The organism is Lentzea waywayandensis (assembly GCF_900115955.1).
GTDB lineage: Bacteria > Actinomycetota > Actinomycetes > Mycobacteriales > Pseudonocardiaceae > Lentzea > Lentzea waywayandensis.
Genome location: NZ_FOYL01000003.1, coordinates 816,146 through 834,864 on the forward strand (window position 1 = coordinate 816,146; position 18,719 = coordinate 834,864).

Consider the following 18,719-nt stretch of genomic DNA (forward strand, 5'->3'; position numbering starts at 1 on the left):
ATTTTCCCAGGAAAGGCCGGTTATTCCACGTGTTACATCAACTCCGTCCGTCCATTGTCGACGCTGGTTGGCGTCACCGGCCGTGGGTAAGCTCGCACAATCTTCAGCCCGGTTGAGTGAGTAGGTGACCATGGGTGCAAAAGAGCAGGAACTAGTTCCGCTGCACGCCGGTTTCGACGTTGTCTACCGAGGTTTTCATCGACGTCAGGTCATCGACCACATCGAGAATCTCGAGGAGCAGCTGCGCTTCACGAGCCTCGACCGCGCCGAGGCGCTGGCGCAGGCAGCCGATTTGCGCAAGCTGCTGGAAATGACGCGGCAGGACCTGGAGGAGGCGCGCGCCAGGATCGAGCGCCTCGAGTCCACCTCGGGCACGCACGCGAGCGCCACCGAACGGATGCACCGCATGCTCCGCCTCGCCGAGGACGAGGCGGCGGAGATGCACCTGCAGGCCGAACGCGAGTGCACCGATCTCCGTGCGCGCACGGACGTTGAAGTCGCCGAGTTGCGTGCCGACGCCGAACGCGAATCCTCCGCCATGCGCGCCGAGGCCGAGTCCGAGCTCTACGCCTCGCGCCAGGACTGCGCCACCCGCGCCGCCGCCATGGAACGGCGCGAGCTGGAGATGGAACGCCGCTGCACCGACCTCGAAGCCCAGCACCGCCAGCGCGCCGACGAGGTGGAGCGCGAGTGCGCCGAGGCCGTCGCCCAGGCTCAGACCGACGCGGACATGTTGCTGCGGGAGACCGCTCTCCAGTGCAACTCGCTGGAGGCCGACTCCGAACGCAAGCGCGAGAAGGCCCAGCAGTTCTTCGAGCTCACGATGACCCGGCGCCGCAACGAGGCCGCGCAGCACCTGCAAGAGCAGGAGGCGCTGGCGCGGGCGCGTTCGGAGTTCGTGGTGAAGATGGCGTGCCGGGAAGCCCAGCGCCGCCTGGCCGAGGTCGCCGACCGGACCGACGAACTGCACGAGCTGAAGCGGGTCGTCCACTCGCAACTGTCCGCCGCCCGCGCCGCCCTGTCGGTGGCCGCTGACCGCGTCGCCCCGCTCCACATACCTGAACAGGTCGCCGCGTCGTGAAGCGCTGGGTGCCGCTGGTCGTCGGCGCGTTGATGGTGCCCGCGTCGGTGACGGCATTCGGGTTCTCCGTGTACGGCGACGAACTGGAGACGGCGCTGTCGTCGTCGCCCGCCGCGCCGGCCGTTCTCTCGGGCCCGATACCGGTATCCGACTTCGTGGCGCCGCAGCGGATGGAGCCGCCCGCACCGGTGTCGCTGCCCGCGGCGGTGGCGCAGGAGGCGGTGCGAACCCTGTTCTCATCGCACGCGGTCAAGGGCATCACGTTCGCGCCGGGCACCGCGTCGTTGGTGGGCCGCGGTGAGGACGTGCGGCGATCGTTGGCCAGCGTCCTGCGCAACGCCACCGGCTCGGTGACGTTGGTGGCGCACGCGTGGAACGGCGAGACGGCGTCGCACCGCTGTGACGTGCTCGCGATGGAGAGGGCCGGCCTGCTGCGGCAGTACCTGGCCGAGCAAGGGGTGGACAGCGAGATCACCACACGGGTGATCGTGGACCCCGTGTGGGGCCCGCCCTCGGACTTCGGACCTCAGATCGACGTCCTCGTCAGCTAGGAGCCTTCGCAATGGCAGGGGCAGTCGGGATCGTCTTCGGACTGTGCGTGCTGTCCTTCACCTTGGGGGCAGCCCTCATGTACGTCGTTATACGACGCCGCGAGGACGCCGCTCCTGGCGTCTCCTCCGCGTCGGACGCGCCGGTTGAACGGACGTGGGTGGAGAAGCCCGCGACCGTCGAGCCGGTGGACGACGACTACGACACCAGGCCGATCCACCGCAACCCGGTGATGGGGTTGCGGCAGCTGGAGCCGCGGCTGGAACCGGCGTTCGCGTCGCTGGCCGAGCCGGTCGCGGAGACGGAGCTGGTCGCCGAGCCGGAGTCGGTCGCCGAGCCGGAGTCGGTCGCCGGGCTGGAGCCCGTCGCCGAGCTGGAGCTGGTCGCCGCGACAACGCCGGTCGCCGAGCCGGAGCCCGTCGCCGAACTGGAGCCCGTCGCCGAACTGGAGCACGTCGCGGAGCAGGAGCTGGTCGCGGAGCCGGAGCCGGAGCCCGAGCCCGAGCCCGACCTCGAACTCGAACCCGAGCCGGAGTCCGAACCCGAGCCCGCCCGGCCACCCACGGTGCAGACCGCGCTGCCCCCGCCCGCCTCCCCCCAGCCCGCGGAGCACACGACGTGGGTGGAGCGCGAGGACTTCCGCCAGCGCTACCTCCGGACGTTCGAAGAGGTGCGCCGCAAGGCCGGCAGCAACTGAGCGCGGCAACCGAGCGCGGCAACCGAGCGCGGGCAGCACCCGAGCGGGCGGCAACTGAGCGGGCGGCAACTGGGCGCGGCAACTGAGCGCGGCAACCGAGCGCGGCTGTGTCGGAAAGTCATCGGTTCCTGTCCGAAACTCGCCGGAAAATGTCGGTGCCTGCTGATATCAATCGATCATGACTTCCGCCGCTGATCGCACGAAGCTCTTCCACGCCCTCCACCGGTCCGGTCCGCTCGCCCTCCCCAACGCGTGGGACGTCGCCTCCGCACTGATCGTCGAGGCGGCCGGGGCGAAGGCCGTCGCCACCACGAGCGCCGGTGTGGCGTGGAGTCTCGGCGCCCCGGACGGCGACGCGCTGGACCGCGACCTGGCCATCGATCTCGTCGCCAGGATCGCGAAGGCGGTCAGGGTCCCGGTGACCGCGGACATCGAGTCCGGGTTCGGCCAGGACGCGAAGGAGGTCGGTGACACGGTGCGGGCCGTCGCCGAGGCGGGCGCGTCCGGCGTCAACATCGAGGACGCCTACGGCAGCGGGCTCCGTGACGTGCGGGAGCAGCAGGAGCGCCTCAAGGCGGCACGGGAGGCGGCGCCGGATCTGTACATCAACGCCAGGATCGACGTGTACCTGCGCGGCATCGGTGAGCCGGAGGGCCGTCTTCAGCACGCGCTCGACCGCGCGAAGGCGTACCTGGAGGCGGGGGCGAGCGGCATCTTCGTGCCGGGAGTGACCGACCTCGGCACCGTCGGGGAACTGGCCTCGAAGATCGACGCGCCGTTGAACGTCCTGGCGGGTCCGGGTGCACCCGCGGTCCACGAGTTGGGGACCGCGGGCGCTGCCAGGATCAGCGTCGGCACCGCGCTGGCGTCAGCGGCTTACGCGACGGCCAGGAAGGCGGCCGAAGAGCTGCTGTCGAAGGGCACCTACGACAGCACCGAAGAGGGGCTGGGCTACGGCGAACTGAACGCGTTGTTCAAGAACGACTAGTGCTTCTTGCCACCGCGGAGCTTGCGCAGCAACTGCTCGGCCTGCGCGCGCTTGCGCGGGTCCTGCGCCATCTGCCGTGCCTTGGCTTGGAGTTTGTGGCCCTGCGGGCTGCGCAGGAACCTGGTGATCTTGTCCATGAAACCGGCCATCGGTCCTCCAGGTGTCCGTTACGTCCAGTTCAACGGACGGAACAGGCCCTGGAGTTCCCGAGGGTCACACCGGCGAAACTGTGATGCCCAGCGCTCCAGGGCCGACGTGGGCTCCGATGGCCGAGCTGACCTGCGTCAACATGAACTGGCGGACGTTGGGCACGCGGCGCCGGAGATTGCGCAGCAGGCGGGCCGCCTTCTCCGGGGCGTCGAAGTGCTCGACGGCGACGTCCACGGTGTCGGTGCCCGCGCGCTTGATCGCGATGTCCAGCATCCGGTTGAGCGCGCGGTCGGCGCCGATCACCTTGTCCAGCGGCGTGATCTGGCCGTCGGCCATGGTCAGAAGCGGCTTCATCGACAGCACACCGCCGACCAGTGCGGCGGCGGCACCGATGCGGCCGCCGCGGCGCAGGTACTCGAGCGTGTCGACGTAGATCAGCTCGGTCGATCTGTCGAAGCGGCGCTGGGCGGTCGCGAGGACCTTCTCCACGCTGCCACCCGCTTCCGCCACCTTCGCGGCGGCCTGGACCGCGTAGCCGATGCTCATCCCGCAGGTGTGGGTGTCGACGACGTGCACGGGCACGCGGACCTGGGCGGCGGCGGTCTTGGCCGCCTCCACGGTCGCGGACTGGCGGCTCGACACGTGCACGGACACGATCGAGCGAACGCCCTGCGCGGCCAGTTCGTTGTACGTCCAGAAGAACGCGCCCGGATCGGGGGGAATCGTCGCGACGGGCACGTTCGAACGCATGGCCGAGACCAGGTCGGGGACCGGGATGCGGGACTCGTCGTCGGTGTGGTCGCCGATCCGCACCTGGATCTGCACCACTTCGATGCCGAGTTGATCAGTCAGCTGCGCCGGGAGACAGGCCGTGGAGTCGGTCACGATAGCTACTCGCCGGTACATGTCAGGGGAGCCTAGTCCCCCGAATGGGTTACGTCTCAAAAGGTGGCGCCACCGGGTGAGAACCATCACGCTTGCGGGGTGCTTGCTGGCGTTTGCAGGGGTGCTACTGGCGGGTAACATCCGGATTGATGGCAGGGTCGTGAACACCCGGCGGCGCAATCCCTAGAGTCCTCCGCGTAAGCGTCGCCGCCCGTCCGCAGGAGGTCGAAGAGGACCTATGAACATTGTTGTCCTGGTCAAGCAGGTGCCTGACACCTGGTCCGAGCGCAAGCTCACCGACGCCGACCACACCCTTGACCGCGAATCCGCGGACGCCGTGCTCGACGAGATCAACGAGCGCGCCGTCGAAGAGGCCCTGCTGCTGCAGGAGGCCCACGGTGGCGAGGTGACCGTGATCGCGATGGGTCCCGACCGCGCCACCGACGCGATCCGCAAGGCGCTGTCGATGGGCGCCGACAAGGCGATCCACGTGAGCGACGAAGCGCTGCACGGCTCGGACGTGCTGGCGACGGCGAAGGTCCTCGCGAAGGCGATCGGCACGGTCGAGAACGTCGACCTGGTCATCGCGGGCAACGAGGCGACCGACGGCCGCGCGGGCGCAGTCCCGGCCATCCTCGCCGAGCTGCTCGGCCTGCCGCAGGTCACCCAGCTGCGCAAGGTCACGGTCGAGGGCACGACGATCAAGGGCGAGCGCGAGACCGACGAGGGCGTCGCGTTCCTCGAGGCGTCGCTCCCGGCCGTGGTCTCCGTGACCGAGAAGATCAACGAGCCGCGTTACCCGTCCTTCAAGGGCATCATGGCCGCGAAGAAGAAGCCCGTCTCCACGCTTTCCGTGGCGGACCTCGGCATCGACGCGTCCGAGGTCGGCCTGTCCGGCGCGTGGACCCAGGTGCTGGAGGCGGCCCCCAAGCCGCCGCGCAGCGCGGGTCAGCGCGTCGAGGACGGTGGCGACGGCGGATCCAAGATCGCCGAGTTCCTCGTCGGCCAGAAGCTCATCTGAGGGAGGGGAAATCATGTCTGAAGTTCTGGTTCTGGTCGACCACGTCGACGGCGAGGTCAAGAAGGTCAGCTACGAGCTGCTGACGGCCGCCGGCCGCCTGGGCACCCCGGCCGCAGTGGTCGTTGGCGCTCCCGGCACCGCGTCGAAGATCCGCGAGTCGCTGGGCAAGTACGGCGCCGCGAAGGTCTACGCCGTCGAGTCCGACGACGCCGCCGGCTTCCTGGTGACCCCGAAGGTCGACGCGCTGGCCGCTCTCGCCCCGAACGCGTCCGCGGTGCTCGTCTCCGCGACGATCGAGGGCAAGGAGGTCGCGGGCCGTCTCGCCGTGCGCATCGGCTCCGGTCTGCTCGTCGACGTCGTGGACATCGAGGCGGACGGCACCGGCGTGCAGTCCATCTTCGGTGGCGCGTTCGTCGTCAAGGCGAAGGTCGGCAACGGCACCCCGGTCATCACCGTCCGCCCCGGCGGCGTCGAGGCCGAGGAGTCCGCCGCGGACGCCGTGCTGGACGAGTCGGTCTCCATCTCCGTGGACGCCACCAAGTCCGCCCGCGTGACCTCTCGCGAGGCCATCACCGGCGGCGACCGCCCGGAGCTGACCGAGGCCTCGGTCGTCGTCTCCGGTGGCCGCGGCGTCGGCTCGGCCGAGAAGTTCTCGACCGTCGAGGAGCTCGCGGACTCGCTGGGTGCCGCCGTCGGTGCCTCGCGCGCCGCCGTCGACTCCGGCTACTACCCGCACCAGTTCCAGGTGGGCCAGACCGGCAAGACGGTCTCGCCGCAGCTGTACGTGGCGCTGGGCATCTCCGGTGCCATCCAGCACCGTGCGGGCATGCAGACCTCGAAGACGATCGTCGCGGTCAACAAGGACCCCGAGGCCCCGATCTTCGAGATCGCCGACTTCGGTGTCGTGGGCGACCTGTTCAACGTCGCGCCGCAGCTGACCGAAGAGGTCAAGAAGCGCAAGGGCTGAGCACAGCTCTCTCCGGATGGCCGTCCCGCAGCAGCGGGGCGGCCATCCGCCGTTTCCGGGGAAGGAACGCCGGACGTTGGCCAGTAGAGATTCACCGGCGGATTTGTCCGTTTCGTGATGCTAAGTGTCGTCAGTGCTTTGTCAGGGGCTTCGCGAAGTCTGTCCATGTTGAAACCGACCTAAGGGGATCAAATGGGGCAGCTCAAGCGCATGACGACCGTGGTGCTCGGCCTGGCGATGGCCGCCGGATTCATGACCATCGCCGCCGCGCCGGCCAGCGCGGACCGGCCGTGCACCGGTCGTCAGCAGAAGCTCTACTTCATGGGGGAGAAAGACGCGAACTTCGGCGGTAGCGGCATCGTGACGCTTCTCAACTGTCACGCGACCAAGCGCAGCGCCAGCATCGACGTGTCGCGCGGGTTCGACCCGGACTGCAAGAACATTCCGTTCGGCGAGACCCGCTCGTTCGAGTACAACCGGCTCAAGGGCATCGCCTCGTACAACAAGCCGAAGTGGTGCTGAGCGGCCCCACACAGCACGAAGCCCCTCCCCGAAACGAACCGGGGAGGGGCTTGCCGCATCAAGACTCAGCCCCAGCGCGCGGGACGACCACCAGCGGTTAACCCGACTGCCACTGACCGGTCATCGTTCTGACCTGCTGCGATTAGCCAACCCGGCTTCACCCTGGTTCGCATGACGCAGCCGGAACTGCTTGTCAGCACCCCCGCCCAGCAGGGTGAGGACGTTCCCCGCTACTCCCTCCTCGTCGCCCGTGACAGCGAAGAAGTCGTCGCCGCGCAGAGACTGCGCTACGAGGTGTTCGCCGGTGAGATGGGGGCGACGCTGCACACCAGCGTGCCCGGCCACGACGTCGACGAGTTCGACCAGTACTGCGACCACCTCGTGGTGCGCGACGACCGCACCGGCGAGATCGTCGGCGGATACCGGATGCTGCCGCCGGAGCGCGCCAAGGAGGCCGGGCGGCTCTACGGCGACGGCGAGTTCGATCTGACCAACCTGAACGACATCCGCAGCTCCACGGTCGAGACCGGCCGCTCGTGCGTGCACCCCGACCACCGCAACGGTGCCGTCGTCAGCCTCGTGTGGGCGGGCATCGCGCGGTACATGCTGCTCAGCGGTCACAAGTGGCTCGTCGGGTGCGCGTCGATCCCGCTCCAGGACGGTGGCAGCTTCGCGGCCGGTGTCTGGGACACGGTGCACGCCAAGCACTACGCGCCCGAGCAGTACCGGGTCACGCCGCACAACCCGTGGGACGTCGACGCGATCGCGCGGCCGGACAAGACCGTGCTGCCGCCGCTGCTCAAGGGCTACCTGCGGCTCGGCGCCAAGATCTGCGGGCGGCCCGCGCTCGACGCGGACTTCGGCGTCGCCGACCTCTTCATCCTGCTCGGCATGGACCACGTGGATCAGCGCTACCTGAAGTTCTTCCTGGGGGAGACGTCATGAGTCACGCCTGGATGCCCACGTCGCCGTGCGGTGACGGGTGCGTCGGCAGCACACCACAAGAAGTCGCCAAGCTCAGGCAGGTCTGGCGCGCGGTCACGGCGGTCACCGCGATCCTGTGCGGCGCGTGGATCGCGCTCGCGCTGCTCCTGCCGGGCAAGCAGCGCGAAAGCGTTGTGCGCCTGTGGTTCCACGCCATCCTGCGGGCGTTCGGCGTGAGGCTGGAAGTCCACGGCGCCAGGAAGTTCCAGGAGATCCCGAAGCGCGGTGTGCTCGTCGCGAGCAACCACGTGTCGTGGCTCGACGAGCTCGCGATCGACTCGGTGCAGCCCGTCAAGATCGTGGCCAAGAAGGACATCAAGAGCTGGCCCGTGCTCGGCCCGATCATCACGGCGGTCGGCACGGTCTACCTCGACCGCGAGAACCTGCGCGAGCTGCCGCGGACCGTGAACGAGCTGGCCACCACCCTGCGCAACGGCAGCGCGGTCGCCATCCACGCCGAGGGCACGACGTGGTGCGGGCTCGCGTCCGGGCACTACAAGCCGGCGCTGTTCCAGGCGGCGCTCGACGCCGGTGTGCCGGTGCGGCCGATCGTGCTGCGCTACCGGATCGGCGACCACCTGACGACGCAGCCGGCGTTCGTCGGCAGCGACACCCTGATCGACTCGATCCGCCGGGTGCTCAAGGCCAGGGACCTGGTCGTCGAGGTGCACGTGCTCGACGAGATCGCTCCCGGACGCGCCGGTACCCGCCGGGAACTGGCGAAACTTGCCGAAGAGCAATCAAACCGCTTGACCTCGACCGAACTGGAGATTGCACCATCTACAGGTGACTCTCACCGCGCGCGAACCATCACGCCTCTGGTCGCCTGAACGCCGCTGGCCCACGACGGGCATCCTCCTGCTGGTCACCCTCCTCGCCTTCGAGGCGATGGGTGTCGGCACGGCGATGCCCACCATGGTCCGCGAACTCCAGGGCGAGGCGCTGTACGCGTGGCCGTTCCTCGCGAACCTCGCGGCGAGCGTCATCGCGACGGTCTTCTCCGGACGGCTCTCGGACCGGCGGGGCCCCAAGCCCGCGGTCCTGATCGGCGTGGTGCTGTTCCTCGCGGGGCTCGTGGTCGCGGGTGTCGCCGAGACGATGACGGTGCTGCTGGCCGGCCGGGTGCTCCAGGGCTTCGGCGCGGGCTTCCTGATCGTCGCGGTCTACGTGCTGATCGCGGTCGCCTACCCCGAGGACACCCGGCCCGCCGTCTTCGGCGCGCTGTCCGCGGCCTGGGTGATCCCGTCACTGGTGGGGCCGGCGGTCGCGGGCTGGGCGACCGAGCATCTGAGCTGGCGGTGGGTGTTCCTCGCGATCATCCCGTTGGTGCTGGTCGGCAGCGTGTTGCTTGTGCCGGTGCTGCGAGGCCTGCCACCGCACGCGGAGGCGCCGCCGACGCGCAGGTACCTGCCGCTCGCCGCGGTCGCCGTCGGTCTCGGCGTGGCGGGTCTGAGCTGGGGGTTGCAGCACCGCACGTGGTGGCTGATCGCCGTGGCGTTGCTTCTGCTCGCGCCGGCGCTGCGCATCCTGTTGCCCAAGGGCACGCTCATCGCCCGCCGCGGCCTCCCCGTCACGATCCTCGCGCGCGGTCTGCTCGCGGGCACGTTCTTCGCGGTCGAGGGCTTCATCCCGCTCACGCTGAGCGTCGTGCACGGCTACTCGCCCCTGGAGGCGGGGATCCCGCTGACGCTGAGCGCGCTCGGCTGGGCCAGCGCGTCGATGTGGGCGTCGAGACACCCCGAGATCGAGCGCCACACGCTCGTTCGCGTCGGGTTCCTGTTCGTCGCGACCGGTATCGCGTCCGTGACGCTCATCGCACCCACGTGGGGCCCGGCCTTCCTCACGCCGGTCCTGTGGGCCGTGGCGGGCGCCGGCATGGGCATGTCGACCTCCAGCGTCGGCGTGCTGATGATGGCCGCGTCACCCGAGGCCGACCGGGGTTTCAACTCGGCCGCGCTGCAGATCTGCGACATGCTCTTCTCCGCGACCATGATCGGACTCGGCGGCGTGCTCGTCGTGGCGACGGCGCCGACCGCGGGCGTGGTGGTGCTCAACCTGTCGATGGCGGCGTTGGCGGTGGTGGGAGCGATTCTGACCGGGCCCCGCATGCGGGCTACCCTTGACTCCTGATGGCTTATCTCGACCACGCCGCCACGACCCCCATGCACCCGCAGGCGGTCGCTGCGATGACCGAGGCGTTGTCCACCACGGGCAACGCCTCGTCGCTGCACACCTCCGGCAGGCGGGCGCGGCGGGCGATCGAGGAGGCCCGCGAGAACATCGCCGACGCCCTGGGCGCCCGGCCGTCCGAGGTGCTGTTCACCGGCGGCGGCACGGAGAGCGACAACCTCGCGGTCAAGGGCATCTACTGGGCGAGCGGCAGGCGCCGCGTGCTGGCTTCGGCGGTGGAGCACCACGCCGTGCTGGACGCCGTCGAGTGGCTCGAACAGCAGGGCGCCGAGGTCACCTGGCTGCCGACCGACCGCTTCGGGCGGGTCTCCCCGGAGTCGGTCGCCGAGGCACTGGACGACGACGTCGCGCTCGTCACCACGATGTGGGCGAACAACGAGGTCGGCACCATCAACCCCGTGCACGAGATCGCCGCCGTGTGCGCCGCACGCGGTGTGCCGTTCCACACGGACGCGGTGCAGGCTGTGGGCGCGGTCCCGGTCGATTTCGCCGCGTCCGGCGCCTCCGCGCTGACCATGACCGGCCACAAGGTCGGCGGTCCGTACGGCGTGGGCGTGCTGCTGCTCGCACGGGACGTGAAGTGCACGCCGTTGATGCACGGCGGCGGCCAGGAACGTGACGTGCGGTCCGGCACCCTCGACGTGCCGTCGATCGTCGGCCTGGCGCGCGCGGTGCGGATCACGGTGGAGGAACAGGCTTCCCAGGCCGTCGAGATCGCGGCGCTGCGGGACGAGCTGATCGCGTCGGTGCGCGCGGTGGTGCCGGACGTGATCGTGAACGGCGACCCGGCGTACCGGCTGCCCGGCAACGCGCACCTGACGTTCCCCGGCTGCGAGGGCGACAGCCTGCTGATGCTGCTGGACGCGAAGGGCATCGAGTGCTCCACCGGTTCCGCGTGCACGGCAGGCGTCGCGCAACCGAGCCACGTGCTGCTCGCGATGGACGTCGAACCCGCGCTGGCCCGTGGATCTCTGCGGTTCTCGCTGGGGCATACGTCGACGCGCGCGGACGTTGAACAACTCGCATCGGTCATCGGACCGGTGGTGGAGAGGGCCCGTACGGCGGGCCTGGCAGGCATGAGGCGGTCCCGGAAGGTGGTCAAGCAGTGAAGGTCCTCGCGGCGATGAGCGGTGGTGTCGATTCCGCGGTGGCGGCGGCGCGCGCCGTCGAAGCGGGACACGACGTGACGGGCGTGCACCTGGCGTTGTCGGCGAAGCCCGGCACCCTGCGCACCGGCGCACGTGGTTGCTGCACGATCGAAGACGCCCACGACGCCCGCCGTGCCGCGGACCTGATGGGCATCCCGTTCTACGTCTGGGACTTCGCCGAGCGCTTCACCGAAGAGGTCGTCGAGGACTTCGTCGCGGAGTACGCGGCCGGCCGCACGCCGAACCCGTGCCTGCGCTGCAACGAGCGGATCAAGTTCGAGGCGTTGCTGGACAAGGCGATCGCCCTCGGTTTCGACGCCGTCTGCACCGGCCACTACGCGCGCCTGGAGATGGTCGACGGCCGTCCCGAGCTGCGTCGTTCCGCAGACATGGGCAAGGACCAGTCGTACGTGCTGGCGTCGCTGACGGCGGAGCAGCTCTCGCACGCGATGTTCCCGTTGGGGGACACCACGAAGGACGACGTGCGCGTCGAGGCGGCTTCGCGCGGGCTGTCGGTGGCGAAGAAGCCGGACAGCCACGACATCTGCTTCATCCCGGACGGCGACACGCAGAAGTTCCTGGCGGGCCGCATGGAGACCAAGCCGGGCCTGCTGATCGACGACGCGACCGGCGCGGTGCTGGGCCGGCACGCGGGCGTGCACGAGTTCACCGTCGGGCAGCGCAAGGGCCTCGGGATCGACGGTCCCGCCGCCGACGGCCGGCCGCGGTACGTGCTGGCGCTGGAGCCGGTGTCCGGCAACGTGCGGGTCGGCGCGGTCGAAAAGCTCGCGGTGACCGGCATTTCCGCTTCGTCGCCGGTCTCGCACGTCGAGCTGGACGGACCCGTCGAGTGCGTTGCGCAGGTGCGCGCGCACGGTGGCACGGCTCCGGCGGTCGCCGAGCTGGTCGACGGCGTGCTGCGAGTGCAGCTGCGGGAGCCGTTGAAGGGCGTGGCGCCCGGTCAGGCCGTTGCCATCTACCGCGAGGACGCGGCGGGTGACATCGTGCTGGCCAGCGCGACGATCGACGCGACCAGCTAATTCGCTTGTAGGGCTGGGAAAGCGGCTCTGGTGGCGTGGCCCGGACGGTGCCGCGTGAATTCGGTCGCCAACGTCCGGGTCACGCCACTAGCGTTCGCTGCGTGACGTTCATCGACACGGCGTTCGCCGACACGCAGGACCTCGCGGTGCGGGCTCGCAGCGCGTTCCGGTGCTTCGTCAGCCCCGCGGACCGGCGGAAGCTGGCCGGTCGTGCCCGGCGCAACGACGAGCCCGTGTGGGTGGTGTCGCCGTTGCGCCGGCTCGGGGCTCGCCGGTTCCGCCGTACTAGCTGGGACGCCACTCCGAGTTCGCTCCGCACAGGAGCACGCAGGGCAGCTCACTCGACACATCGCCCCTGAGGAACGAGGCGAACGCCGCCGCACCGGCGGGTTCGACCGCGATCCGGAACTCCTCCCACAGCCGGTCGCGCGCCGCGAGGATCTCCGCGTCGGTGACGAGCGCTGAGGAAACGTTGTGCTGCTTGAGGATTTCCAGCGACAACGAGCCCGCGCGGGTGGCGCCGAGCGCGTCGGCGGCGATCGAGTTCACCACGGAGTCGACGGGCTCGCCGGCCTCCAGCGCGTTGTGCATCGCACAGCAGTTCTCGGGTTCGACGGCGACGATGTGCCGTCCGCCGGACGCCAGCGCGGCACCCGCGACGAGTCCGCCGCCGCCGACCGCGACGAAGATCGTGTCGACGTCCGGCGCGTCCTCGACGATCTCCTGCGTGACCGTGGACTGGCCCTCGATCACCGTGGCGTCGTTGTACGCCTCGATGTAGGGCAGATCGAGCCCGCGGGCGGCCGCGGCGGCCTCGGCGTAGGTGTTGCCGTGACGGATCAGCTTGGCGCCCAACGCTTCGATGCGCTTGGTCTTGGTCTCGGGCGCCGTCACCGGGACGAACACGGTGGCGTGGGCGCCGAGCAACTGGGCGGCCTGCGCGACGGCGATGCCGTGGTTGCCGCCCGACGCGGTGACGACCTCGGAGACGTTCAACGACAGCAGGGTGTTGACGGCGCCGCGGAGCTTGAACGAGCCGGTGAGCTGGAGGTGCTCCAGTTTGAACACGAGCGGTCGCCCGTCTGCTGACACGCGCATGATCGGGGTCCGGCGGACGTACTGCGACAGCGTTCTCATGAGACCAGCTTCCACAAGAACTGCACGAGAGTCACGATGCCCAGCAGGAAACACACCAGCACGAACGTGCCGCCGGCCATGACGACCAGGCAGGCACCCCAGGACGTCTCCTCGTTCGGCGTCGCCTCGAGCTCGTGCTGCAACTCGACCCGCGCCTCCAGGTACAACGCCGCGAGGCGCGTGCGGGCGGTCTCGGTCGGCGCCTCGTCGACTCGGCCCTGCCAGGAAAGCGCCACCAGACGGGCGTCCGCGCGGCGGTAGGCGCGTTCGAAGGCCAGGAGTTCCTCGGGGTCGCGATCTTCGGAGAGATAAGTCCAACGGCCTGCCTGAGCCGGCTGTCCGAGCACCCGGTAGACCTCGGCGAGACGTTCGCGGAGATCGAGCCGCTGCGGGTAGGTGCCGACGAGTCCAGCGACGCGCTGACGTGCGCTGAGCACGCCCGCGAGGTCGCCTCTGCGTAGCTCCTCGGCCGCTTTGTGGAGCGTCAGCTCTACCGGCATGAAGATTAGTTTTGCAGGTAGGGCTAGCTTTGACCCGTGTTCGGCCTATCGCTGCTGGTCTCCGGCCTCGCCTGGTGGCTGGGTCTGTACCTGCTCGCCCGCGACCCGCGCAAGCCGCTGTTGTGGTGGGCGGGCGTGGGGATGATCGGCTATTCGGCGGCCGTCGTGATGCCACATCCCGTGGTCATCGGGGTGCCGGCGCTCGCCTGGACGGGCGCGATCCTGTTGCTCTGCCGGCCAGAGTTGATCAGGTGGTGGCTGTTCGCGCTGCTGCCGTTCTGCGCAGCGTCCTTCTTCGTGCCGTGGATCGTATTGCTTCCTTTGGCTGCGGCCACGGCTCTAGCCATAAGAAAACGTGCTTACTTTTCACTCGTTGGGGTGATGTTCGGCCTTTCCGCAGGTGCATTCCTGCTGGGCCTGCTGCCCGACGCGATCACCCTGCCGTCGCTCGGGTTCGACGTGGTGGTGTTCGGCGTGCTGGTCGCCGTCACCGACGCCGTCGAGGAGGGCGAGGCGATCCGCGCCGACATGCTGCGGTCGCTGGTGATCTCGGGCTTCACCGCGGTGCTGTTCGGCTCGCAGGTGATCTTCTTCGGCGGCCCGGTGCTGCTCGTCTACACGACCGTGGCGGCGGCCATCGCGGTCCAGGTGCTCGCGAACCCGCTCGCTTTGATGGTCGACCGTCTCGCCGTGCCCGCGGTCGCGGCAGAACGCGCCGAGCTTCGTGACGCCGCCGAGGCGTTGCCCAGGCGCCGGCCGCTGGTGACCGAGGACGAGGCGGAGTTCGCCCGGCTCACCCGCAAGGCTTTGAGCCACTACGGCGACCTCGGGAAACTCGTCGCGAGCCCGTTGATCGCGCTGACCGACGAAGGCCCGCCGCTGGACCGGGCCGCGCAGTTGAAGAGCCTGCTGCTTGCTTCCATTCAACGACTCAAGCCTCTTGACGGCGATTTCGGCACGAGCGACGAATGGCGTTACTACAACGCCGTCTACTTCTACTACGTCAAGGGAATCCGCCCGTATTCGGTCCGGACCAAACGCGAGGACCTCGACGCGGAGGACCGCCGCGCGCTGCAGTGGTTCGTGACACAGGTACCCGAGCGCACGCTCCACAACTGGCAGAACGCCGCCGCACGCCTGGTCGCGGCAGACCTGATGGCAGGAGTTGGCAGCGCATGACATGGCTTTGGCAGCGTTGAGCGAGCCATCGTCAGGCCATGTTGAAATTCGCCTTGAAACTCGACGGTGTCGCTTCGTTCACTCTCGGCCTGCTGACCCTGCTGATTCGCCCGGAAGTCGGAATGCCGGTGGGCTGGCAGATCGGGCTCGGCACTTTCTGCGTCGTTTACGGAGTGGGCGTGTTCTTCTTGGGAACCCGCGCCACCCCTGACCGCCGAATCGTGCTGCTGGTCATCATCGGCAACCTGGTCTGGGGTCTCGACAGCATTCTGACGGCCGAACTGGCGTGGTTCCCGCTCACCGACTCCGGCGTCGCCCTGGTGCTGGCACAAGGGCTCGCGGTGATCGGCTTCGCGGTGCTGCAGTACGTCGGCCTCAAGCGCGCAGGGTCCGCGAGCGACCACGGAACTCAGCCACGATCTCGGTCCCTCGCCTGACCGTGATGTCGTAGATCCCGCTGCGGCCGAACCGGGTCCGTTCCACCGCCTCCGCCACCAGCTCGTCGCCCTCGTGCACGGGCCGGATGAAGTCGATCTCGGCCGTGGCGGCGACGGTGACGGACCCGGCCCTGTTGCAGGCGCAGGCGAACGCGCTGTCCGCCAGCAGGAACACATAGCCACCGTGCGCGATGCCGTGGCCGTTGATCATGTTTTCCGCGACCTTCATCCGCAGCGTCGCGTAGCCGTCGCGCAGTTCGACGGGCTCGATGCCCAGGGCGGTGGACGCCTTGTCGGCGGCGAGCATCTCGGCAGGACCATTCATTCCGTTACTCCAGGTGCTTGCGACAATGTGTGCCGTGAGCAAGACGTTCGTGAAGCGGGCGTTCAAGTACCGCTTCTACCCGACCGAAGTGCAAGCGGCAGAACTGTCGCGCACGTTCGGTTGTGTGCGTCTGGTCTACAACATGGCCTTGGAAGCACGCACTACAGCGTGGAGCTGCGAGCGGCGACGCGTCACTTACAGCGAGACCTCGGCCATGCTCACCGTGTGGAAGAAGACGGAGGCGTTGGGTTTCCTGCGCGACGTGTCCAGCGTTCCGTTGCAACAGGCACTGCGGCACCTGCACGGCGCTTTCGGGAACTTCTTCGCCAACCGTGCATGTCATCCCAGGTTCAAGTCGCGCAAGAAGTCTCGTGCGTCAGCGGAGTACACCAGATCGGCGTTCCGATGGCGTGATGGCCGGCTCTCGCTGGCCAAGATGGCTGAACCGCTGGCGATCGTGTGGTCCAGGCCGCTACCTGAGGGCTCCGAACCGTCTACCGTCACTGTGAGTCGCGACAGCGTTGGGCGTTGGTTCGTGTCGATGCTGGTCGAGACCAGCGTGGATCACCACGCGCCAATCGCTTCCGTCGTAGGCCTTGATGTCGGGTTGAGCGCACTGGTGACGCTCTCCACGGGGGAGAAGATCACCAACTCCCAGCAGGAGAAGAAGTGCCGGGAACGGCTGGAAAGGGCACAGCGTGCTCTCGCCAGGAAGCAGAAGGGATCGGCCAACCGGCAGAAAGCCCGCCGCAGGATCGCGAGACTGAGCGCTCGCATCGCAGACCGGCGGCGAGACACCTTGCACAAACTCAGCACTCGGCTCGTTCGTGAGAACCAAGCGATCGTGATCGAGGACCTGAACGTGCGCGGCATGCTCCGCAATCGTTCGCTGGCGCGCGATCTCTGATGCTTCGTGGTCGGAGTTGCGTCGCATGCTGACCTACAAGGCCTCGTGGTACGGCCGCGAGGTGATCACGATCGATCGGTGGTTCCCGTCGACCAAGACCTGCTCGGCGTGTGGGCAGCGGGTCGAAGAGTTGCCGTTGAAGGTGCGGACGTGGACCTGTTCGTGCGGAGCGGTGCACGACCGGGACGTGAACGCGGCGAAGAACATCCTGGCCGCCGGGCTGGCGGTCGCAGCCTGTGGAGACGGTGTCAGACCGATCCGGCGTGAGCTGGTGAGGCAACCGTCGCGACCTCCCGCCTGAGGGAGAAGAAGCAGGAAAAGTCTGGCGCGAGCCAGACGGAACCCCGCCCTCGGGCGGAGGACAAGCCAATCGTGGCACCTTAATCACTCTGAAGGTGGTGTCACGCAGTGTTGGAGCAGCCTTACTGTCCGACAGGCTTGATCGCTCAACATCGGAGGTGGGCACCATGGGTGGTTGTTCTTGCTGTGGCGGTTGCACGGGTCCGGGCTGCGGTTGCTGCAGCTCCTGCTGAGCGCCCTGACGGAATGAAGAAAGCCGTTGCGAGGACGGAAGTTCCCGCAACGGCCTTCGTTTTTCAGGGGCCGATCAGCCCGTGTAGGTCTTGAACATGTTCGTGAATTCCCAGTTGGCCTGCGAGATTCCACTGCACGTGGGCGAAACTCCGCCGCCGGGGCACGACCCGTTGTCGCGGCCGGCCGACCAGAATGCGATCCGCCCGACGTGGTTGGCCTTCGCGTAGTCGAGGACCTTGCGCGCGTCGGCCTGGGTCGTCGTCGGGCCGGTGTCGTTGCGTCCGATCATCGGCGTGAGGCCCAGCAGTGCCTTCAACTGCGCGTCGGACTTCGACGGCCAGATGGCGCGCATCTGTCCGAGGGTGGCGTTCGCGGCATTGACCATCGCGTCGCCCCAGTTGCCCGTGTAGCCGAAGTTCATCAGCATCGGGTTCACGAGGACGTTGACGCCCTTGGCGGCCGCGTCCTTCAGCACGTCCACCGAGTACGGGTCCATGCCGTAGTCCTGGCCCTGGATGCGCATGGTGTAGCTGACGGTGGTGCCGCGGGCGTCCTGAAGCTTCTTCAGCGCCGCGTTCACGGTGGCCTGCGGGATCGTCGCTTCCACGTCCACGTCGATGCTGTTCGACCCCACGGCGTCCAGCACCTTCACGTAGGCGTTGTACAGCGCGTCGACCGACGAGCAGACGTGCTCCAGGTACGGGCCCATGGCGCCGCCGGTCGCGACGATGACGCTGCCGCCCGCGGCCTTCAAAGCCCTGGTGTCGTTGACGATGCGGCTGTCGTTCAACGGGACCGTGCCGCCCCACGCCGGATCGCAGCCAGCTGACGAACCCAGTGCGAACGCGAGCGTGAAGTGCTTCTGGCCCGTCGCGTTGGCCACGTCGACCAGTGACGGCGTCGGCATGGTGATGTCGATGTACGGGGCGACGCGCGCGCTACCGGGCGTGGGCGGCACATCGGAGGTCGTGGTGGTGGTCGGCCCGGTCGTCGTGGTCGTGGTGGTCGTTGTGCCACCGCCGCCGCCGCCGCACGGGACGCCGTTGAGCTTGCAGTTCGTGGGCAACGCCGAGCCGCTCACCAGGAAGCCGAAGCTGGTCGAGGCACCCGCGGAGACGTTGCCGTTGTACTCGCGGTTGGTGAACGTGTGGTGGTTGCCGCTGCTGGTCGCCGTGGCGTCCCAGTACGAGCCGAGCGTCGCGCCGGCGAGGTCGAACTCCAGCTTCCAGCCGGTCAGCGCGGTGGAGCCCGCGCTGATCGTGAACTTGCCCTGGTAGCCGGAGCCCCAGGACGAGTCCTGGCTGAACGCGGCGGATTCGCCGGCGGCCGAGGCGGTGGGAGCGATGGCGACGAGTCCGGCCACGAGTGCGGTGGCGGCCCCGGCGGCGAAAAGGGCGAAGCGGGCCATCGGGTGTGGTCCTTCCGGCAGGGGAGGAAGGGAGTGGTGCAGGACCACGGGGCGCGTCGCGGTCCTGCAC

Annotated in this window: 20 protein-coding genes and 1 pseudogene; 15 read left to right on the forward strand and 6 right to left on the reverse strand. The window is 68.7% G+C overall.

The annotated features are described in order from the left end of the window. Window positions 1-130 precede the first annotated feature (130 nt). The 4 genes from BM417_RS14535 to BM417_RS14550 all read left to right on the forward strand — a co-directional run bounded on the left by BM417_RS14535 (window position 131) and on the right by BM417_RS14550 (window position 3,315). Window positions 131-1,081, forward strand: coding sequence for a coiled-coil domain-containing protein (locus tag BM417_RS14535; RefSeq protein ID WP_093592994.1), 951 nt, complete (start codon window positions 131-133; stop codon window positions 1,079-1,081). Next, complete coding sequence (locus tag BM417_RS14540) at window positions 1,078-1,632, forward strand: OmpA family protein (protein WP_093592997.1); 555 nt, start codon at window positions 1,078-1,080, stop codon at window positions 1,630-1,632. The genes BM417_RS14535 and BM417_RS14540 overlap by 4 nt, the downstream gene beginning before the upstream one ends. 11 nt (window positions 1,633-1,643) lie before the next feature. Next, complete coding sequence (locus BM417_RS47760; RefSeq protein ID WP_177320431.1) at window positions 1,644-2,327, forward strand: hypothetical protein; 684 nt, start codon at window positions 1,644-1,646, stop codon at window positions 2,325-2,327. Between the two features lie 178 nt (window positions 2,328-2,505). Beyond that, window positions 2,506-3,315 (forward strand): isocitrate lyase/PEP mutase family protein, encoded by an 810-nt coding sequence (locus BM417_RS14550; RefSeq protein WP_093593003.1) that lies wholly within the window; start codon window positions 2,506-2,508, stop codon window positions 3,313-3,315. Here BM417_RS14550 and BM417_RS47765 read toward each other — a convergent pair. Further along, the gene (locus tag BM417_RS47765) at window positions 3,312-3,464 is read right to left on the reverse strand and encodes a hypothetical protein (RefSeq protein WP_177320432.1); all 153 of its coding nucleotides are present in this window, start codon (window positions 3,462-3,464) and stop codon (window positions 3,312-3,314) included. The two genes, BM417_RS14550 and BM417_RS47765, sit on opposite strands and share 4 nt — an antisense overlap. Before the next feature lie 64 nt (window positions 3,465-3,528). Then, window positions 3,529-4,371 (reverse strand): DegV family protein, encoded by an 843-nt coding sequence (locus BM417_RS14555; protein WP_093593006.1) that lies wholly within the window; start codon window positions 4,369-4,371, stop codon window positions 3,529-3,531. Window positions 4,372-4,588: 217 nt separating this feature from the next. On the opposite strand from BM417_RS14555, the gene BM417_RS14560 reads away from it, so the two are divergent. From BM417_RS14560 to mnmA, 8 genes are all read left to right on the forward strand, one after another. Next, window positions 4,589-5,371: an electron transfer flavoprotein subunit beta/FixA family protein gene (locus BM417_RS14560; RefSeq protein WP_093593009.1), complete on the forward strand. Its 783-nt coding sequence runs from the start codon at window positions 4,589-4,591 to the stop codon at window positions 5,369-5,371. A gap of 13 nt (window positions 5,372-5,384) precedes the next feature. Then, window positions 5,385-6,338, forward strand: a complete 954-nt coding sequence (locus BM417_RS14565; protein ID WP_093593011.1) for an electron transfer flavoprotein subunit alpha/FixB family protein — start codon at window positions 5,385-5,387, stop codon at window positions 6,336-6,338. Between the two features lie 192 nt (window positions 6,339-6,530). Then, on the forward strand, window positions 6,531-6,860 hold the full coding sequence (locus tag BM417_RS14570; RefSeq protein WP_093593013.1) for a hypothetical protein: 330 nt from the start codon (window positions 6,531-6,533) through the stop codon (window positions 6,858-6,860). Window positions 6,861-7,031: 171 nt separating this feature from the next. After that, window positions 7,032-7,805: a GNAT family N-acetyltransferase gene (locus BM417_RS14575; RefSeq protein WP_093593016.1), complete on the forward strand. Its 774-nt coding sequence runs from the start codon at window positions 7,032-7,034 to the stop codon at window positions 7,803-7,805. Then, on the forward strand, window positions 7,802-8,674 hold the full coding sequence (locus tag BM417_RS14580) for a lysophospholipid acyltransferase family protein (RefSeq protein WP_093593764.1): 873 nt from the start codon (window positions 7,802-7,804) through the stop codon (window positions 8,672-8,674). The genes BM417_RS14575 and BM417_RS14580 overlap by 4 nt, the downstream gene beginning before the upstream one ends. Continuing rightward, the gene (locus BM417_RS14585; RefSeq protein ID WP_245821915.1) at window positions 8,631-9,974 is read left to right on the forward strand and encodes an MFS transporter; all 1,344 of its coding nucleotides are present in this window, start codon (window positions 8,631-8,633) and stop codon (window positions 9,972-9,974) included. The genes BM417_RS14580 and BM417_RS14585 overlap by 44 nt, the downstream gene beginning before the upstream one ends. Continuing rightward, window positions 9,974-11,143, forward strand: coding sequence for a cysteine desulfurase family protein (locus BM417_RS14590; RefSeq protein WP_093593022.1), 1,170 nt, complete (start codon window positions 9,974-9,976; stop codon window positions 11,141-11,143). The genes BM417_RS14585 and BM417_RS14590 overlap by 1 nt, the downstream gene beginning before the upstream one ends. After that, window positions 11,140-12,222 carry a tRNA 2-thiouridine(34) synthase MnmA gene (mnmA, locus tag BM417_RS14595; protein ID WP_093593025.1) on the forward strand — a complete coding sequence of 361 codons (1,083 nt, stop codon included), beginning with the start codon at window positions 11,140-11,142 and terminating at the stop codon, window positions 12,220-12,222. The genes BM417_RS14590 and mnmA overlap by 4 nt, the downstream gene beginning before the upstream one ends. A gap of 285 nt (window positions 12,223-12,507) precedes the next feature. On the opposite strand, the gene BM417_RS14600 is transcribed toward mnmA, so the two are convergent. Both BM417_RS14600 and BM417_RS14605 read right to left on the reverse strand, forming a co-directional pair. Further along, window positions 12,508-13,359 (reverse strand): serine/threonine dehydratase, encoded by an 852-nt coding sequence (locus tag BM417_RS14600; RefSeq protein ID WP_093593028.1) that lies wholly within the window; start codon window positions 13,357-13,359, stop codon window positions 12,508-12,510. Continuing rightward, window positions 13,356-13,859, reverse strand: coding sequence for a DUF6584 family protein (locus BM417_RS14605; protein WP_093593031.1), 504 nt, complete (start codon window positions 13,857-13,859; stop codon window positions 13,356-13,358). Before BM417_RS14605 ends, BM417_RS14600 begins: the two co-directional genes overlap by 4 nt. A gap of 36 nt (window positions 13,860-13,895) precedes the next feature. Here BM417_RS14605 and BM417_RS14610 point away from each other — a divergent pair, with 36 nt between their 5' ends. Continuing rightward, window positions 13,896-15,038, forward strand: a complete 1,143-nt coding sequence (locus BM417_RS14610) for a hypothetical protein (RefSeq protein ID WP_093593033.1) — start codon at window positions 13,896-13,898, stop codon at window positions 15,036-15,038. Between the two features lie 38 nt (window positions 15,039-15,076). Next, window positions 15,077-15,475, forward strand: a complete 399-nt coding sequence (locus tag BM417_RS14615) for a hypothetical protein (protein ID WP_093593036.1) — start codon at window positions 15,077-15,079, stop codon at window positions 15,473-15,475. Here the strand turns inward: BM417_RS14615 and paaI are convergent. Next, entirely contained in the window at window positions 15,414-15,800 is a 387-nt protein-coding gene (gene paaI, locus BM417_RS14620) for a hydroxyphenylacetyl-CoA thioesterase PaaI (protein ID WP_093593039.1), read from the reverse strand. The two genes, BM417_RS14615 and paaI, sit on opposite strands and share 62 nt — an antisense overlap. A 25-nt stretch (window positions 15,801-15,825) precedes the next feature. Here paaI and BM417_RS14625 point away from each other — a divergent pair. Continuing rightward, a pseudogene (locus BM417_RS14625) lies at window positions 15,826-17,008 on the forward strand (RNA-guided endonuclease InsQ/TnpB family protein). 306 nt (window positions 17,009-17,314) lie between these two features. Here BM417_RS14625 and BM417_RS14630 read toward each other — a convergent pair. Further along, window positions 17,315-18,649 carry a glycoside hydrolase family 18 protein gene (locus BM417_RS14630; RefSeq protein WP_093593042.1) on the reverse strand — a complete coding sequence of 445 codons (1,335 nt, stop codon included), beginning with the start codon at window positions 18,647-18,649 and terminating at the stop codon, window positions 17,315-17,317. Window positions 18,650-18,719: the final 70 nt, after the last annotated feature.

Excerpts from the sequence above, each read along its gene's own strand:
- BM417_RS47760 (WP_177320431.1), top strand. The coding sequence starts at position 1,644 with ATGGCAGGGGCAGTCGGGATCGTCTTCGGACTGTGCGTGCTGTCCTTC.
- BM417_RS14630 (WP_093593042.1), bottom strand. The coding sequence starts at position 18,649 with ATGGCCCGCTTCGCCCTTTTCGCCGCCGGGGCCGCCACCGCACTCGTG.
- paaI (WP_093593039.1), bottom strand. The coding sequence starts at position 15,800 with ATGAATGGTCCTGCCGAGATGCTCGCCGCCGACAAGGCGTCCACCGCC.
- BM417_RS14580 (WP_093593764.1), top strand. The coding sequence starts at position 7,802 with ATGAGTCACGCCTGGATGCCCACGTCGCCGTGCGGTGACGGGTGCGTC.
- BM417_RS14560 (WP_093593009.1), top strand. The coding sequence starts at position 4,589 with ATGAACATTGTTGTCCTGGTCAAGCAGGTGCCTGACACCTGGTCCGAG.
- BM417_RS14575 (WP_093593016.1), top strand. The coding sequence starts at position 7,032 with ATGACGCAGCCGGAACTGCTTGTCAGCACCCCCGCCCAGCAGGGTGAG.
- BM417_RS14615 (WP_093593036.1), top strand. The coding sequence starts at position 15,077 with ATGTTGAAATTCGCCTTGAAACTCGACGGTGTCGCTTCGTTCACTCTC.
- BM417_RS47765 (WP_177320432.1), bottom strand. The coding sequence starts at position 3,464 with ATGGCCGGTTTCATGGACAAGATCACCAGGTTCCTGCGCAGCCCGCAG.
- BM417_RS14565 (WP_093593011.1), top strand. The coding sequence starts at position 5,385 with ATGTCTGAAGTTCTGGTTCTGGTCGACCACGTCGACGGCGAGGTCAAG.
- BM417_RS14600 (WP_093593028.1), bottom strand. The coding sequence starts at position 13,359 with ATGAGAACGCTGTCGCAGTACGTCCGCCGGACCCCGATCATGCGCGTG.
- BM417_RS14555 (WP_093593006.1), bottom strand. The coding sequence starts at position 4,371 with ATGTACCGGCGAGTAGCTATCGTGACCGACTCCACGGCCTGTCTCCCG.
- BM417_RS14605 (WP_093593031.1), bottom strand. The coding sequence starts at position 13,859 with ATGCCGGTAGAGCTGACGCTCCACAAAGCGGCCGAGGAGCTACGCAGA.
- BM417_RS14535 (WP_093592994.1), top strand. The coding sequence starts at position 131 with ATGGGTGCAAAAGAGCAGGAACTAGTTCCGCTGCACGCCGGTTTCGAC.
- BM417_RS14590 (WP_093593022.1), top strand. The coding sequence starts at position 9,974 with ATGGCTTATCTCGACCACGCCGCCACGACCCCCATGCACCCGCAGGCG.
- BM417_RS14570 (WP_093593013.1), top strand. The coding sequence starts at position 6,531 with ATGGGGCAGCTCAAGCGCATGACGACCGTGGTGCTCGGCCTGGCGATG.
- BM417_RS14550 (WP_093593003.1), top strand. The coding sequence starts at position 2,506 with ATGACTTCCGCCGCTGATCGCACGAAGCTCTTCCACGCCCTCCACCGG.